General features: G+C 65.9%; 13 protein-coding genes. 4 read left to right on the top strand and 9 right to left on the bottom strand.

Going from position 1 to position 16,163, the window contains the following annotated elements; all coding sequences use genetic code 11:
- Positions 1–7: 7 nt before the first annotated feature.
- Together L1277_RS07715 and L1277_RS07710 are read right to left on the bottom strand one after the other, a co-directional pair.
- Positions 8–820, bottom strand: coding sequence for an ABC transporter permease (locus L1277_RS07715; RefSeq protein WP_253375931.1), 813 nt, complete (start codon positions 818–820; stop codon positions 8–10).
- A 2-nt stretch (positions 821–822) separates the two neighbouring features.
- On the bottom strand, positions 823–1,728 hold the full coding sequence (locus L1277_RS07710) for an ABC transporter ATP-binding protein (RefSeq protein WP_253375769.1): 906 nt from the start codon (positions 1,726–1,728) through the stop codon (positions 823–825).
- Between the two features lie 229 nt (positions 1,729–1,957).
- On the opposite strand from L1277_RS07710, the gene L1277_RS07705 reads away from it, so the two are divergent.
- Both L1277_RS07705 and purL read left to right on the top strand, forming a co-directional pair.
- Positions 1,958–2,431 (top strand): DUF3817 domain-containing protein, encoded by a 474-nt coding sequence (locus tag L1277_RS07705; RefSeq protein WP_253375768.1) that lies wholly within the window; start codon positions 1,958–1,960, stop codon positions 2,429–2,431.
- An 88-nt stretch (positions 2,432–2,519) separates the two neighbouring features.
- Positions 2,520–4,826 (top strand): phosphoribosylformylglycinamidine synthase subunit PurL, encoded by a 2,307-nt coding sequence (gene purL, locus L1277_RS07700; RefSeq protein WP_253375767.1) that lies wholly within the window; start codon positions 2,520–2,522, stop codon positions 4,824–4,826.
- A gap of 625 nt (positions 4,827–5,451) precedes the next feature.
- Here purL and L1277_RS07695 read toward each other — a convergent pair.
- Positions 5,452–6,117, bottom strand: coding sequence for a TetR/AcrR family transcriptional regulator (locus L1277_RS07695; RefSeq protein ID WP_253375766.1), 666 nt, complete (start codon positions 6,115–6,117; stop codon positions 5,452–5,454).
- A 122-nt stretch (positions 6,118–6,239) separates the two neighbouring features.
- Here L1277_RS07695 and L1277_RS07690 point away from each other — a divergent pair, with 122 nt between their 5' ends.
- Together L1277_RS07690 and L1277_RS07685 are read left to right on the top strand one after the other, a co-directional pair.
- Entirely contained in the window at positions 6,240–9,050 is a 2,811-nt protein-coding gene (locus tag L1277_RS07690) for an MMPL family transporter (protein ID WP_253375765.1), read from the top strand.
- The gene (locus L1277_RS07685; RefSeq protein WP_253375764.1) at positions 9,047–10,999 is read left to right on the top strand and encodes an ABC transporter permease; all 1,953 of its coding nucleotides are present in this window, start codon (positions 9,047–9,049) and stop codon (positions 10,997–10,999) included. The genes L1277_RS07690 and L1277_RS07685 overlap by 4 nt, the downstream gene beginning before the upstream one ends.
- A gap of 66 nt (positions 11,000–11,065) precedes the next feature.
- Here L1277_RS07685 and L1277_RS15840 read toward each other — a convergent pair whose 3' ends face one another.
- The 6 genes from L1277_RS15840 to L1277_RS07660 form a co-directional block, all read right to left on the bottom strand.
- A complete protein-coding gene (locus L1277_RS15840) occupies positions 11,066–11,416 on the bottom strand; it encodes a DUF4440 domain-containing protein (RefSeq protein WP_374110183.1) in 351 nt (116 codons plus the stop codon).
- A 169-nt stretch (positions 11,417–11,585) separates the two neighbouring features.
- Positions 11,586–12,506: an SDR family NAD(P)-dependent oxidoreductase gene (locus tag L1277_RS07680; protein ID WP_253375763.1), complete on the bottom strand. Its 921-nt coding sequence runs from the start codon at positions 12,504–12,506 to the stop codon at positions 11,586–11,588.
- Entirely contained in the window at positions 12,503–12,802 is a 300-nt protein-coding gene (locus L1277_RS07675; protein ID WP_253375762.1) for a chorismate mutase, read from the bottom strand. Before L1277_RS07675 ends, L1277_RS07680 begins: the two co-directional genes overlap by 4 nt.
- A gap of 72 nt (positions 12,803–12,874) precedes the next feature.
- Positions 12,875–14,275, bottom strand: a complete 1,401-nt coding sequence (locus L1277_RS07670) for an FtsX-like permease family protein (RefSeq protein ID WP_253375761.1) — start codon at positions 14,273–14,275, stop codon at positions 12,875–12,877.
- Positions 14,272–15,051, bottom strand: coding sequence for an ABC transporter ATP-binding protein (locus L1277_RS07665; RefSeq protein ID WP_253375760.1), 780 nt, complete (start codon positions 15,049–15,051; stop codon positions 14,272–14,274). Before L1277_RS07665 ends, L1277_RS07670 begins: the two co-directional genes overlap by 4 nt.
- Before the next feature lie 84 nt (positions 15,052–15,135).
- The gene (locus L1277_RS07660; protein WP_308215082.1) at positions 15,136–16,101 is read right to left on the bottom strand and encodes a DMT family transporter; all 966 of its coding nucleotides are present in this window, start codon (positions 16,099–16,101) and stop codon (positions 15,136–15,138) included.
- Between the last annotated feature and the right edge of the window lie 62 nt (positions 16,102–16,163).

The raw sequence follows: 16,163 nt of genomic DNA, 5'->3' as shown, positions 1-16,163 counted from the left end.
CCTCGCGCTAGGTGACGTCTCGCTTCCACGACACGACGTAGCCGAGCACGGTGAGCACAAGTGCGAGCGCGGCGAGCAGCAGCCCGCCCTGCCACCACTCGAGCGAGTCGCCCGTCATTCCCATGGTGAAGAAGCTCGGCGCCCCCAGAAGTGCATCGCTCGCCGCGCCGGGCAGGAACTTGCCGACGGTCGCCGCCCATTCGGCCAACGAAACAAGCGCCCGCAGGGTCGGCTCGACGAACTGGGTGAACGCGAGAATCACGACGATGGCGGCGACCTGGTTCGGGATCAGCGCGCCGAGCCCGACACCAATGACCGCCCACAGCGCGAGCGCGAGGATGGCCCGGGCGATCATCGCCCAGGTGTCGCTCTCGCCGAGCTGGGTGTCGAGGCCGAACAGTGCGAGCGCTCCTGCGCCAGCACCCACTGAGGCGATAACTCCGATCACACCGTAGATCGCGCCGAACATCAGCAGCGCAACCGACTTGGCGGCGAGCACGATCCCACGTTTAGGCGTGGCCAGGAACGTGGGTGTGAGCATCTGGTGCCGGTGCTCGCTCGTCACGGCAAGCGCACCGAGCAGCACCGGGAAGACGTAGCCGAACGTGGACACCGTGCCGTAGAGCATGGGCGCGAGCACGTCGGTCGGCGGCGCTGATCCCGAGGCGTCGGCGTCCGCCGACTGCGACAGGAACCCGAAGAGGGCACCCAGCCCACCGGACACTCCAGCGACGTAGAGGAACAGGATGATCGCGAGGATCCACCAGATTTTGGTGGTCAGCAGCTTGGCGATTTCGGCACGGAGCGCGGGGATGAACATGGTCACAGCGAGCGCCCCTCTCCCACGAGGGCGAGGAATGAGTCCTCGAGTCCCGACTTCTGTCGGTGCAGCGAACTCACCTCCACTCCGGCCAGGAAGGCGATATGCCCGATCTCTCCCGGTTCGAGCCCGGACACAAGCACTCCGGCGCGTGCGATTTCAAACGAAGCGGATGCTGCGGTGAGCGCCGCAAGCAGCGCCTCACGGTTCGGGGAATCCACGATCACCTTGGTTGCCGCTCCTTCGACTTCGAGGCTCGAGAGGGGGCCGCGGTGCACGAGTGCACCCCTGGCGATGATGACAACCTCGTCGACGGACTGCTGGACTTCGCTGAGCAGGTGGGAGGACACGAGGACGGTCCGCCCTTCGGCAGCGAGCGTGCGGAGGAACCCGCGAATCCACTTGATACCCTCGGGGTCGAGGCCGTTGATGGGTTCGTCGAGCACGAGCACACCGGGGTCGCCGAGCAGGGCGAACGCGAGCCCAAGCCGCTGGCGCATGCCGAGCGAGTAACCGCCGACCCGACGACGTGCGTACTCGCTCAGCCCCACCGTGGCGAGGGCGATGTCGACGCGCTGCGGGTCGATCCGTGCAGCTTTGGCATACACCCGGAGGTGGTCGCGGGCCGAGCGGCCGGGGTGGAAACTCGCGGCTTCGAGTGCGGCGCCGACGGTGCTCAGCGGTGACTCGAGGTCGCGGTATTTCACGCCTCCGATTGTTGCCGTGCCGGAGGTGGGGGCGACGAGCCCGAGCAGCATCCGGAGCGACGTGGTCTTGCCGGCGCCGTTGGGGCCGAGGAAGCCCGTGACCCGGCCGGGCTCGACGGTGAAGCTCAGGTCGGAGACAGCGTCGACCGAGCCGAACCTCTTGGTCAGGCCGGCAAATTCGATGGGAACTCCCGTTGGCATTCTGCTCCTGAAGTAAATGGGCGGGGGTACTCCTACTGTGGCAGGGATTGGTGTGTGGGCATATCCCCCGTGCGGCGGAGATCGGGCACATCTCATCGGGTACAACTTTGGGACGATGTAGCCTCGCACCCCACCTGCGAGGATGGGAGACCCCCGCCCCTTGGCCACAGGCATCCGTTCGATTCTTCGAATTGGCTGTGGCGCCCGTCTCTTCTGGAGTGATTTTTTCGTGTCTCCCCGCCTGTTCTACCGCACGCTCGCTTTCGCTGAGGCGGTGACCTGGACACTGCTGATCGTCGGCCTGTTGATGAAATACGTCTGGGCACCCGGTGAGCTGGGTGACCTCGCGGTGCGCATCGGTGGCTCGATCCACGGGTTCGTGTTCCTCGCCTATGCGGGAACCGCGTTGATCGTCGGGCTCAACCAGCGCTGGGGTATTCCGCTCATCGCCGGGGCCGTAGCCACTGCAGTGGTGCCGTATGCCACGATCCCGTTCGACCTGTGGGCCGACCGCACTGGTCGCCTCAACGGCGAGTGGCGACGCGAAGCGACAGACGACCCGCGTGACCGGTCGTGGATCGACCGATTGCTGCGCTGGTTACTCACTCACCCCGTGCTTCTCATCGTGCTGTTTGTCGTGGCGCTCGTTGTCATCTTCTCCGTGCTGCTGATCATCGGCCCTCCCGGTGGCGGCGACGAGTAGTTCGGCGGCGTCCGGCCGAACCGGGTCGCGTTGGGGGCCGGATAGAATTGAGCCATTCCGGCATCCCTCGATCTAGGAGCCTCTCCCCGTGAGCAATCCCGTTACGTCTGTGGCCGACACCGTCTCCAACGCCATCGTTACTCCCGAGAAGGAGCAGCCGTACGCGGCGCTCGGCCTCAAGCCTGATGAGTACGAGAAGATCAAGGAGATCCTCGGTCGGCGCCCAACCTCGGGCGAACTCGCTATGTACTCGGTGATGTGGAGCGAGCACTGCTCGTACAAGTCCAGCAAGATGTACCTGCGCCAGTTCGGCCAGAAGGTCAGCCCCGCCATGAAGAAGAACCTCATGGTCGGCATGGGTGAAAACGCGGGCGTCGTTGACGTCGGCGAGGGCTGGGCCGTCACCTTCAAGGTGGAGAGCCACAACCACCCCAGCTACATTGAGCCGTTCCAGGGCGCCGCAACCGGGGTCGGCGGCATCGTGCGCGACATCATCTCGATGGGCGCTCGCCCCGTCGCCGTGATGGACCAGCTGCGCTTCGGCGCCATCGATGACCCTGACACCGCCCGGGTCGTGCACGGCGTGACGAGTGGCATCTCGTTCTACGGCAACTGCCTCGGCCTGCCGAACATCGGCGGCGAGACCTATTTCGACAAGGTGTACCAGGGCAACCCGCTCGTCAACGCACTCTCAGTCGGTGTGCTTCGCCACGAAGATCTGCACCTCGCCAACGCCTCGGGTGTCGGCAACAAGGTCGTGCTCTTCGGCGCCCGCACCGGTGGCGATGGAATCGGCGGCGCGTCGATCCTCGCCTCCGACTCGTTTGACGCCTCCGGCCCAACCAAGCGCCCCGCCGTTCAGGTCGGCGACCCGTTCGCCGAGAAGGTGCTCATCGAGTGCTGCCTCGAGCTCTACAAGGAGAAGCTTGTTGAGGGCATTCAGGACCTCGGCGCCGCCGGGATCTCCTGCGCAACGAGCGAGCTGGCTGCGAACGGCGATGGCGGCATGTTCATCGAACTCTCGAACACCCTGCTGCGCGATCCGTCGCTGACGCCAGAGGAAATCCTCATGTCGGAGTCGCAGGAGCGCATGATGGCGGTCGTGGAGCCCGACAAGCTCGCCGGTTTCCTCGCGGTCACCGCGAAGTGGGACGTCGAAACCTCGGTGATGGGTGAGGTCACAGACACCGGTCGCCTCATCATCAACTGGCACGGAGAAGAGATCGTCAATGTCGACCCGTCGACTGTCGCAGTTGATGGACCCGTGTACGAACGCCCCGTTGCCTACCCCACCTGGATTGATGCACTGCAGGCGGATACAGCATCCGCTCTCGAACGTCCGACGGATGCCGCGACGTTGCGTTCGCAGTTTCTTTCGCTGCTCGGCTCGGCGAACCTCGCCGACAAGAGCTGGATCACGAACCAGTACGACTACTACGTGATGGGCAACACGGCGCTGTCGTTCCCGGATGACGGCGGCATGATTCGCGTCGATGAGGAGTCGGGGCTCGGTTTCGCGATCGCCACCGATGCGAACGGTCGCTATTGCCAGCTGGACCCGTCGCTCGGCGCGAAGCTCGCGCTGGCCGAGGCGTACCGCAACGTCGCCTGCACGGGAGCTGTTCCGGCCGCGGTCACCGACTGCCTCAACTTCGGCTCGCCCGAGAACCCCGAGGTGATGTGGCAGTTCTCGCAGGCCGTCGAGGGACTCTCCGACGCGTGCCTCGAACTCGAAGTGCCGGTCACCGGCGGAAACGTCTCGTTCTACAACCAGACCGGCGACACCCCGATCTTCCCGACCCCGGTTGTCGGCGTGCTCGGTGTCATCGACGACGTCGCTCGCCGCGTCCCGAGCGGATGGCAGGATGAGGGCGACAACATCTACCTCCTCGGCACCACGAGCGAGGAGCTCTCGGGTTCGGCATGGGCCGGCACCATCCACGACCACCTCGGTGGTCTGCCCCCCGCGGTGGACCTCGGCCGCGAGAAGGACCTCGCCGCACTGCTGCACGCCGGGTCGCAGTCGTCGATCATCGCGTCGGCGCACGACCTCTCCGACGGCGGACTGGCCCAGGCTCTCGCCGAAAGCGTGCTGCGCTTCGGTGTTGGCGCCCGGGTGTGGCTCGGCGAGATTCTCGAGCGCGACGGCGTCGACATCGCGACCGCGCTTTTCTCGGAGTCGACGGGCCGAGTGCTCGTTTCGGTGCCGCGCGAGGATGACGTGAAGTTCCGCGGCCTGTGCGAGGGACGCAACTACCCGGTCCTCCGCATCGGCGTGACCGACAAGGCATCGCACACCCTCGAGATCCAGGACCTCTTTACCGCCACGATCGATGAACTGCGTGCGACTCACCGCGCCACGCTGCCGGCGGCGTTCGGCCCGACGGTCGGCTAACCGCGACCCGAGTTTCATTGCTTGGACGCCAGGGGCGGGGGTTCTCACCGAACTCTCGCCCCTCCGTCGTAGCAGCGAATGCTGTGACCACTTCTGCGAAGAGTTTCCGTCCGTATCGCCGTCGTTCGAACTCGAGCGGCCGCTGCTCGGGCACAAGCGGTCGCTGAGATTGGGCTCCTCCGTCACAAAAGGCGACTTGCCCCACTGCTCGGTGGAAAGCGGCGGCTCCTCAGCTCTGGGAGCCGCCCGAAACGCCCGAGCAATGAGCCAGCGACCACAAGTGACCGAGCAACCCGCGGCAACCCGGGCTTGCCGCCGATTGTGTGGGAGCACGCGGCACTCCTCGGTCGATTAGGGTCACTCACGCTCACGCAGCCCACGCTCGGGCACAAGTGGTCGCTGAGATCGGGCTCCTCCGTCACAAAAGGCGACTCGCCTCACTGCTCGGTCGAAAGCGGCGGCTCCTCAGCTCTCGGATCCGCCCGAAACGCCCGAGCAATGAGCCAGCGACCACAAGTGACCGAGCACACAGAAGTTTCGGGTCCTGACAACCGTTAGTGGCCGAGCAACACAAGGTCGGCGCACCCAACGACCGCTAGTGTCTGAGCAGCGCGAGCCGCCGGAGCTACAGCGGCCGGGTCAGCGACTGAATGAGGGGCGGCAAAGTGCCGAGCACGATGGGCGACCGCGCCATGTTGGGCACCGTGTCGCCCTCAAGGATCGACTCCTGCATGGCCGACTCGTACACGGTCACGATCATTCGAGTCACCGCGACCGGGTCAATCACGAAAGTGAGGCCAACCGAACGGAGGGCGTCGTCAAGCCGCGCGGCCAGCTCATTCTGGAAGTTGCGCTGGTACTCAAGGTACGACGCCGCAACCGCGGAATCGCGCATGGCGAGTAAGCGGAACTCAGACTGCACCAGGCACCACCGCCGGTCGTCGCCCTGTAGCTCAAGGAACCGCATGACGAGTGTGCCGAGCGTGGCGTCAGTCACCGCGGTCGCGGCATCAAGGCCGGGAAGAATCGAGTCGACGCCCTGCTGCAGCCGCTCAAACCGCACCCGGTTCTCGCGCTCCGCGAGGGCAAAGAACAGCTCCTCCTTGGAGTCGAAATTCGAGTAGAACGCCCCCCGAGTGAACCCCGCGCGCTCCGTGATCATCTCGACGGAGGCCGCGTGAATGCCGGTCTCGGCGAACACTTCGTAGGCAGCGTCGATCAACCGGTCGCGCGTTTTACGGCGACGGGTCGTTTCACCCGGCGCTTCGAGCTGTTCAACCAAAGAAGACACCCTGACACCTTACTGAGAGAGTTTTGCGATACACCAGTGTATTCGATACATTCATGTATTGGATACGCCGGTGTATCTCGTTCGCGTTTTCGCCCACACACCCTGCCTTTCCAAGGAGACCCGTGTCCTCACCGCTCTATTCACTCGGCCGTTGGGCATTTCGCGCGCGCGGTGTCGTCGTCGGCGCGTGGATCCTCATTCTCGCCCTCGTCGGCGGAGGCGCTCTCCTCTTCAACCAGGGCCTCGACAACTCGATCTCCATCCCAGGCACCGAGTCGCAGAAGGCGCTCGACTCGCTGTCGACCACCTTCCCTCAGGTGAGTGGCGCGTCCGCCCAACTCGCCGTCGTCGCGCCCGAGGGCGAGTCGGTGAACGATGACGACGTGAAGAGTGTCATCGACGATGCCGTCGACACGCTCAACGACATCCCCGGTGTCGCCAATGCTGTCTCGCCATTCGACGAGAACATTGACGGCGCGATCAGCGACAACGAGCGCGCCGCGATCATTAGCATTCAGCTTGAGGGGTCACAGTATGAGGTCACCGAGGCGACCAAAGATGGCCTGAAGGACGAAGCGGATGCCCTCGCAAGCGCACTTCCCGACGGTTCCGAATCCGCATTGGGCGGCCAGCTTTTCAGCACGGGCTTCCCCACCCTCTCCGTCACCGAGCTGATCGGTGTTGGCGTCGCCCTGGTCGTCCTTATCATCACATTCGGCTCGTTCCTGGCCGCCGGAATGCCGCTTCTGACCGCCCTGCTCGGGGTCGGAATCTCGATCGCGTTCATCTTCATCGCGACGGCTTTCGGCTCCATCACGTCGACCACCCCGATGCTCGCGCTCATGCTCGGCCTCGCGGTCGGCATCGACTACGCCCTCTTCATCATCTCGAGACATCAGGAACAATTGAGAGACGGGATGGAAGGCGAGGAATCCGCTGCCCGCGCAGTCGCCACCGCGGGTAGCGCGGTCATCTTCGCGGGGCTCACCGTCATCATTGCGCTGGTCGGGCTCGGCGTCGCCGGCATCCCGTTCCTCACCATCATGGGTGTCTCCGCCGCGGCCGGCGTCGCCGTGGCCGTCGTCATCTCGATTACCCTCATCCCCGCGTTCCTCGGTTTCGCCGGCGAACGGCTGCGCCCCAAGGCGGCCCGCCGGGTTCGGGCGGCGCAGCACGCCGCGGCCGCTGAGGCTGCCGACGGACAGGGCGCCGAGGCGGGAAGCCACGCTGCCCCCGTGGCATCCGCTCACCGCCCCAACCGCTTCTTCGCGGGCTGGGTGAAGGCGGCGACTCGTTTCCCGATCGTCACGATTCTGGGTGTCATCGCGATTCTCGGTGTGGTCTCGGCCCCGGCACTCGGTCTGCGCCTCGCGCTGCCCGACGCGGGCGGGCTGCCCGAAGACGAGCCGGCGCGCGTGACATACGACCTCATCTCCGACAACTTCGGTGAGGGCTTCAATGGGCCGCTCATCGTCACGGGCAGCATCGTCACCTCGACCGACCCGCTGGGGCTCATGGCCGACCTCAAGAGTGAGATCGAGAAGCTCGACGGCGTCGAAGCCGTGCCGCTGGCCACCCCGAACGAGACGGCAGACACGGGCATCGTGCAGGTCATCCCGACCGGCGGCCCTGACTCCGTGGAGACGAAGGAGCTCGTCGCCGAAATCCGCTCGATGCACGACTACTTCCTCGACGAATACGACGTTGACCTCTCCGTCACGGGCTTCACGGCCGTCGGCATCGATGTCTCCGACAAGCTCGGCGGAGCACTGCTGCCGTTCGGCATCATCGTGGTCGGGCTCTCCCTCGTGCTGCTCACCATGGTGTTCCGGTCGATCTGGGTGCCCATCAAGGCCACGCTCGGTTACCTCCTCAGCGTCTGCGCCGCATTCGGTGTTGTCGCCCTGGTGTTCGAGCACGGCTGGTTCGCCGACGCCCTCAACGTCACCCGCGAGGGGCCGGTGATCAGCTTCATGCCGATCATCCTGATGGGTGTTCTGTTCGGTCTCGCCATGGACTACGAAGTGTTCCTCGTCGCCCGCATGCGAGAAGACTTCGTCCACTCCGGCAAGGCCAGGGAGTCGGTCACCACCGGCTTCATCGGTTCGGCGAAGGTCGTCACGGCCGCGGCCATCATCATGTTCGCGGTGTTCGCAGCCTTTGTGCCCGAGGGTGACACCAACATCAAACCCATCGCACTCGGCCTCGCGGTCGGCGTCTTCGTCGACGCGTTCATTGTGCGCATGACGCTCGTGCCCGCCGTCCTCGCACTGCTCGGCGACAAGGCCTGGTGGATACCGAAGTGGCTCGACCGCATCCTCCCGTCGTTCGACGTTGAGGGTGAGGGTGTTGCCAAGGAGATCGAGCTACGCAACTGGCCGTCCCCCGACTCCACCGACATCGCAACCGCTGAGGGGCTCACCCTCGACGCCGCATCCAGCAGGCTCTACGAGAACGTGTCGTTCTCGCTCCCGCCGGACGGCACCCTCGTGGTGTCAGCCGATCGCGGTGCCAGCGCAACCGCGTTGCTGCTCACGCTGTCCGGACGCATGGCCGCAGACACCGGTCGCCTCAAGGTCGCTGGGTACCTGGCCAGCGTGCGGGCGGCATCCGTTCGCTCACGTGTCGCCTTCGTCTCGCTCAGCGAGGCGGCCGACCCGGTGCACGATCTCACCGAAGCGCTGCGCGAGAAGCCGCGCCTGATTGCCCTCGACGGAATCGACCAGGTGACGGATGCCGTCACTCGCCGCAACATTTTCGACGCGCTCGTTTCGGCCCGAAGTGCCGCTGAACGACGCGACTCCACCCTGGCGATCGCGGTCGGTACCGCGTCGCCCGAGACCGTTGCCGACGCCGTCCCTGGCGTCGAGAGTGCGGTTCGACTCGACTTGACACACTCAGAACTCGAGCACGAAGCAGAGGTATCCGCATGAGCACGCCACTCGCACGTTTCCAGGCCTCCCGGGCCACCGGTCGCATTACCTGGCGTTCGGTCCTCGGCATTCTCCTCGTCCCGCTCGTGGTCGCCGGAGTGCTCGTCTGGGCGTTCTGGAATCCGCAGGAGCGACTCGACACCGTGAACGCGGCCATCGTCAACCTCGACGAGCCGGTTGAGCTCGATGGGCAGACCGTTCCGCTCGGGCGCCAGCTCGCCGCCGGGCTCGTCGGTGGCGGCACGAGCGACTCGGCTTCAACCTCGGCGAGTGCGGCCGGTGCCGATCTCTCCGACACCAACTACAACTGGGTGCTGACCGACGAGGAGGACGCGACAGACGGGCTCGACTCAGGTCGGTTCACCGCGGTTGTCACCATTCCCGAGAACTTCTCGGCGGCGGCGACCTCGTTCTCGGGTGACGCGGCTGACGCTGAGAAGGCCACCATCGAGGTCAACACGAGCGACAAGAGCCGCCTCGTCGACGACGCCATCAGCACGGTCATCACCTCGACCGCGGCCAGCCTCGTGGGCAACCAACTGACCACGACGTACCTCGAGAACATCTACGTCGGATTCAACACGCTCGGGGAGCAACTGGGCACAGCGGCCGATGGCGCGCAGGAACTCGCGACCGGTGCCAACACCCTCGCCGACGGCGCCTCGCAGCTCGCGTCGGGAACCACCGAGTTCTCCGGTGGCGTCTCGACCTTCGCTTCGGGCGTCACCGAGTACACGCGGGGCGTCACCCAGCTTTCGACGGGTCTGACGACGCTGCAGCAGCAGACGGCCGCCCTGCCCGCGCAAACCCGTCAGCTCGCTGATGGTGCCGCCGGCCTCGCTGCCGGCGTCCAGACCCTGGCCGATTCGGTCACCACACAGGGCGCCCTCCTGGGCCGGGTCGCAGAGGAATGCGCCATCAACCCCCTGTCAGCGACCTACTGCGTCGAGATTCTGACCTGGGCCGCCGAGGCACAGAAGGCCGCTGCTCAGAACCCGAACGGGACCCAACAGCTTGTCGACGGCGCAAACGGGCTTGCATCCGGCGCGTCCCAACTCGCCGGCGGTCTCCCCGCGCTCACCTCGGGAATCGGAACCATCGCCTCCGGCGCATCGCAGCTCTCCACCTCGGGCGCGACGCTCAGCTCGGGCGCACAGGAACTCGCGACCGGCGCTGCGGATCTGGCTACCGGAACAACCGGCATCTCCGAGGGCGTGACCGGCGTTGCCGGTGGCGTCGATGGTCTGGCCTCCGGGCTGGGCGAGGCAACGGACGCTCTCCCGAGCTACACCGAATCCGAACGCGAGACTCTTGCCGACGTCGTCGCCACTCCGGTGGTCGCCGAGGGTAGCGGCACCGGTCTCTCGTTTGGCACGACGGGTGTCCCGTTCTTCGCGGCCCTCGCACTGTGGCTCGGCGCGTTCGCGAGCTTCCTCGTGCTGCGTGCCCGGCCGCTCCGCGCGCTCGGTTCGACCCGCCCGTCGACGGTGCTCGCATTCAAGGCGTGGTTACCCGGTGCGCTCGTCGGCATCGTGCAAGGTGTGATGGTTGCTGCGGTCCTGCAACCGCTGATGAAGCTCGACACGGGCGACTGGTTCGCCTTCGCGGGAGTCTCCGCCCTCGCTGCCATCGCCTTCGCTTCGACGAACCAGGCGCTCAACGCGTTCTTCGGCGGAGCAGGCCGTTTCGTTTCGATGGTCGTCGCCCTCGTGCTGATCGGCACGAGCATCATCGCGACGGCTCCTGCCGCGCTGGATACCGCAGTGGGGGTCACCCCGTTGCAGCCGGCACTCGACGGCTTCCGCGCCATTGTGACCAGCGGAGGCGGAATTGCGGCGGCAGTCGCGGGTCTCATTTTCTGGACGCTCGGCGCCTTCGTGGTCACGTGCCTTGCGGTGGTTCGGTCACGAACGGTGACCGCGCGCCAACTGGTGCCGCGTCTGGCCTAACGGCGGCAAGGCAAACGAATCGCACGGTTGCCGGGACATTCACCTCCCGGCCCGTGCGATTCTGCGTTACTGCGAGGGGACGACGGTCCCCTGATGGAATCGCATCACGAGTGAACCAGAAGAGGTATCCCACAACGAGGAGTGACGACTCGTTCCATCTTCGCCTCGGAGTAGGTACGTGGCGAGCGTGAGGTCCCCCGATATCTCGACGAATTCCCACTCATCGACTGCGGGCGTCTCACCGTCGGCGGCCGCTGCCAGCGCAGCTACGATTTCATCGCGAGTCCATCGTCGTCCTGAGCGGCCGATCTCAACGAAATCTGGGTGGAGCATCGCTCGCACTTGTTCCGGGCTCCGGCGTACCGGCGAAGACAGCAGCGCTAACTCTGCGTCTCGGATCGCTGAACAGAAGTCCATCCGACCAGTGTGGCAGTTCGGCAGCGAGCCACAGAAGGAAAAGGCGCCGAGAAACGGAAAACAACACCAGTCGCAACCGTCTGCCGCCGCTTTTTCCGTGCGCCGGCGCGAGAGCCCACTGTAGGCGAGGAGCGGCACCAGGCGAGAGCGTGAGGCGCGCACGAGCTCGCTAGAGCAACTGCACCCCGGTGGCCACCTCGGCCTCGGCCCATACGGCGGCGGCAACTCGAGGGTCCCGCGTCGCCTGAGCCGGCTTCAGCTCGACGGACTCGCCCTTCACCAGATACTTCGGCCCATAAAACGTGCCACCCTCAGCGGCCGGGTCGATCGCGGCCCGCACAACGGGCTCGGCCCCGCGTTCCTTGCTCTGGGTGAACGGCGTCTGCAGGATGTCGACGAACCGGTCGAGGCGCGAGGGCTCGTTTACTCCGGGGACGGTGCGGGTGCGCCCCGAGATCGAGTAGCCCGGGTGCGCGACAAGCGAGCGGGTCACGCTCCCCCGCGCGACCAGCCTGCGGTCGAGTTCGAACCCGAACGACGAAAGCATGACCTTCGACGAGGCGTATGCGGTCCAGCCCGAATAGCGCCCGCGCTCCTGCTGCAGGTCGTCGGTGTTGAGCCGAACGAGCAGGGTGGCAAGGCTCCCGAGCGAGACGACCCGTGACCCTGGCGTGCGCTCAAGCGCGGGCAGCGCCGCGGCGGTGAGCGCGAAGGCTCCGAAAAAGTTGGTGCCTGTGACCAGCTCGAGCCCATCGGCGGTCTGGTCCCGCCGCTTGGGCGCGTGAACAATCCCGGCGTTGTTGACGAGAACGTCGAGCCGCGGCAGGTCAGCCAGCCGAGAACCGGCCTCACGCACGGACGCGAGGTCGGCCACATCGAGCGGCACCACCGTGAGGTCTGCGGAAGGGACGTGCGCACGAATGGCACGCATCGCGGCATCCGCTCGCTCTGGATTTCGCGCAAGCAACTGAACGGATGCTCCGGTGCCAGCGAGAGCGTATGCGGTCCAGAAACCGATTCCGGCGTTTGCGCCGGACACGGCAGCGACGCGGCCGGGTTGCAGCGGCAGGTCGGCCGGATTCCAGGTCATCGCTCGCCGGCGGCGATCTGCTCGTGGTGATGGATGACCTCGGCGACGACGAAGTTGAACCACTTCTCGGCGAAGGCCGGATCGAGGTGGGCGTCTTCGGCGAGGGCTCGAAGCCTTGCGATCTGGCGCTTCTCACGCTCGGGATCAGCGGCGGGAAGGTCGTGTTCGGCCTTGAGCCGGCCGACCTGCTGGGTGGCCTTGAAGCGTTCGGCGAGCATGTGGATGAGTGCCGCATCGATGTTGTCGATGGTGGACCTCAAACTGAGGAGCTCTGCTGTTGCTTCGGTGTCGACCATGAACTCAATCTATCGTGCCGACCGACGGTGCTGCCCCGTGCCGAACCCGTACGGCACGGGGCAGCCCCGGCTCTAGAGCCGCTCGGGCTGGCTGAGCACCCGGGTGAGCACCGGGGTGGTCGCCTTGAGCGAGAGCCAGACCAGGAGCACCCCGCCGACGAGGCAGCCCGCGATCGTGACAATCGAGAGCGGTGCGACGACAATCGAGATCCCTACGAGGGGGAGAACGAGAACCGCTCCGATGAGGGCTGAGCCGAGAGTGACGAAACGGAGCGGGCTCATGACCGTGCGGGAGCGGGACTTCTCGATCACCTCACGGGGCATACCGAGCCGATCAAGGCTGACATACAGGTCGCGGCGATCGAGGATGCCAGCGGCCTGGTTCACTCCGACCGAGCAGGCCACCATGAGGAAGGACGCGACCACCGTGATGGTGATGCCGGTCTGCACGTCGGCGAGCAGCAGGAACGTGTCGGCTTCGTAGTCTCCGGTGAGGGTGTTCACGAAGGCGATGCCGGTGCCGGCGACAACCGACACAAAGCTCGTCATGGCGACCCCGGACACCTGTCGCCATGCGGCCTTCGGCGATTCGAGGATGCCGCGGGCCGCGAGAAGTTTCGCGGGCGTCGAGGCGCGGCGCAGCGACATCTTCGCGGCAACGCTGATCGCCCACGGCCCAATGAGGTTGAGCACCGCGACACCGACGGCGAATGCCGTGCCCAGGATGGCGATCATCACGACGTAATCACCGATCGTCGGGAACGCGCTGAGCCCGCCGAATGCGACTGCAATGATCAGCACACCGAGCACGATCCGCATCCAGTGCATCTTCGGTGCCGACTGTCGGGTGCGCACGCCGAGGGGTGAGATCGTGACCTGGCGCAGACCGATCGCCGCGCTCAGTGCAGCGAGGGCGGCCACCGCCAGAATCACGAGCGCAAGCACCCCGAAGCCGACCCAGAGCTCACCGCCGCCAATCGGGGCGCCGGCGAACGGAATGAGTCCCACCAGCGGCATCGCGGCGAGATACAGCACAACTCCCACGAGCGAGCCCAGAACAGCAACAGCAGTCGATTCGAGAACCGTCATGCGAGTGACGACGCTCGGGGTTGCTCCCAGCAGACGGAGCGTGGCCAGGCGATCGTCACGCCGGCGGGCGGACAGCCGGGCCGCAGCACCGCCGAGGCTGGCAAGCGGAACGAGCAGCAGGGCAAGCGCGAGAACGCTGAGCATCTGGTAGACCCCCGAATCCGGGGTTTCGTCGGGCGTCCAGCGCCAGAACATGAGCGCACCGCCGAGCACGATGAGCATGAGGGCGGTCGTCACCGCAAACGCGATAGCGGGGAGCACAAGAACCGCGGCGCTCTGCGCGCTCGGTCGCGCCAGCAGCCAGGTGAGGCGCGCTATCGGCGCACGGCCGGAGATTCGTACAGCGGATGCCATGGGTGGCGTCACCGTTGATGTCGCGGTCATGCTGACACTCCGGTTCCGGTCGAACCAGCTGCGACACCGGCGGTCGCGTCGGTTCGACCATCGCGGAGGCGGATGATGCGGGAGCAGCGGGCGGCAACGGTTTCGTCGTGGGTGACGACGATCAGGGCGTGGCCCTGGCCGACGGTGGATCCGAGCAGCGCGCTCATCACGTCATCGCTGGTGGCGGAGTCGAGCGCCCCGGTGGGTTCGTCGGCGAAAACGACCGTTGCACCGGTGACCTGTGCTCGGGCGATGGCGACACGTTGCGCCTGTCCCCCGGACAGCTCACCGATGCGGCGGGCTTCCATGCCGGCGAGGCCGAGCGCGGCAAGCCAGTGCTGTGCGCGGCCCTCCGCTTCGCGACGGGGGTAGCCGGCGAGCATCAGCGGTAGCGCGGTGTTCTCGATGGCGGTGAGCTCGGGGATCAGGAGGCCCTGCTGGAAAACGAAGCCGAACGCTTCACGGCGCAGGCGCGAACGGTCACGCTCGTTCATCGCGGTGACGTCGACAGCGCCGGCTGCCGATTGGAACTCGACCCGGCCGGAGTCCGGCGACGTGATACCAGCGAGGGTGTGCAGCAGCGTCGTTTTTCCCGATCCGGACGCACCCATGATGGCGACGGACTCGCCAGCGCGAACCGCGATGTCCACCCCGGCGAGCGCGGTGCTCGACCCGTAGGTCTTCACCAGGCCCGAGCCGGAGAGGATGGCCGGTGCCGAAAATGCGGTCGTTGGTGGGGTGGGGTTCGTGGGAAATGAGGGCGTCGAAAAGTTCATGCTTCCAGACTCGCCGCCCGCCGGCATCCGCACATCGTGCCTGAGGCTGACTCGGGTCATCCTCCCGAGGTATTCCTCGGATCCTCAGACCTGAGGAACGGAACGCTTCGGGAGCCGGAGGCGTTTTTGGGTGAGCAGGATGCCGAGGAAAACGATGACAGCGCCGAGCGGCTCGTGCCAACCGAGTGACTCGGAGAGCAGAAGAACGCCGAGGATCACGCCGACGACCGGGGTGATGTAGGTGACGCTTGAGGTCGCAGTCGGGCCCCAGGCGGCGAGCACATTCATATTCCAGATGTAGACGATGCCTGTTCCGAACGCGCCGAGGCCGACCAGGCTGAGCACAACCCAGATGTCGAGGTCGACGGGCTGCCACGCCACCACGGGCGTGAGAACCAACATGATGACCCCGGCGATACCCATGTACATGAACGCGGCAGTGATGGAGGGCACCTGGTACGGCGTGAGGAACTTGCGCAGGTACCCGAAGCTGAAGCCGTAGGAGGTCACGGCGCCGATGCACGCGAGCTGACCCTGCCAGTCGCCGACGAGCGCCCCGGCCTGCCACGGAGCGACGATGATGATCACGCCGAGGATGCCGACGGCGATACCGAACACCTGCCCTGCGCTGAGCTTCTCCACTCGGAACAGGAGCGTCGCCATCAGTGCGGTCATGATCGGGGTCACCGCGTTGAGGATCGACGCGAGGCTCGACGAGATGTACTGCTCAGACCAGGCGAACAGTGAGTACGGGATCACGCAGTAGGTGATGGCGATGACGGAGAAGTGCATCCAGATCTTCGGGTTACGCGGCAACTTCGCCCGGGTGGCGAGAGCGATGATGCCGAGGGTGAGCGCGCCGAGCAGGATCCGTGTCCACGCCACCTGACCGAACGAAACGCCGGTGAGCGCCACCTTCATGAAGAGGAAGCTGGCACCCCACACGAGACCCATTCCGACGAACTGAAGAGTGATGCGGCGGGAACCGGCTGAGAGGGCGGGCGAGCTTTCGGGCGACTGGACCGAAGCAGAGGGAGGGGCTGAAGACACCCCCACAATCTACTCTGGCCCGCGAGCGCTGACCGGCGGAAATCGGACAGCGAACCGCGACT

The sequence above is a fragment of the Okibacterium sp. HSC-33S16 genome, from assembly GCF_024171565.1.
In the GTDB taxonomy this organism is placed as follows: domain Bacteria; phylum Actinomycetota; class Actinomycetes; order Actinomycetales; family Microbacteriaceae; genus Mycetocola_A.
Note: the sequence above shows the minus strand (reverse complement) of the source record. Positions and strands in the feature narration are given on the sequence as shown.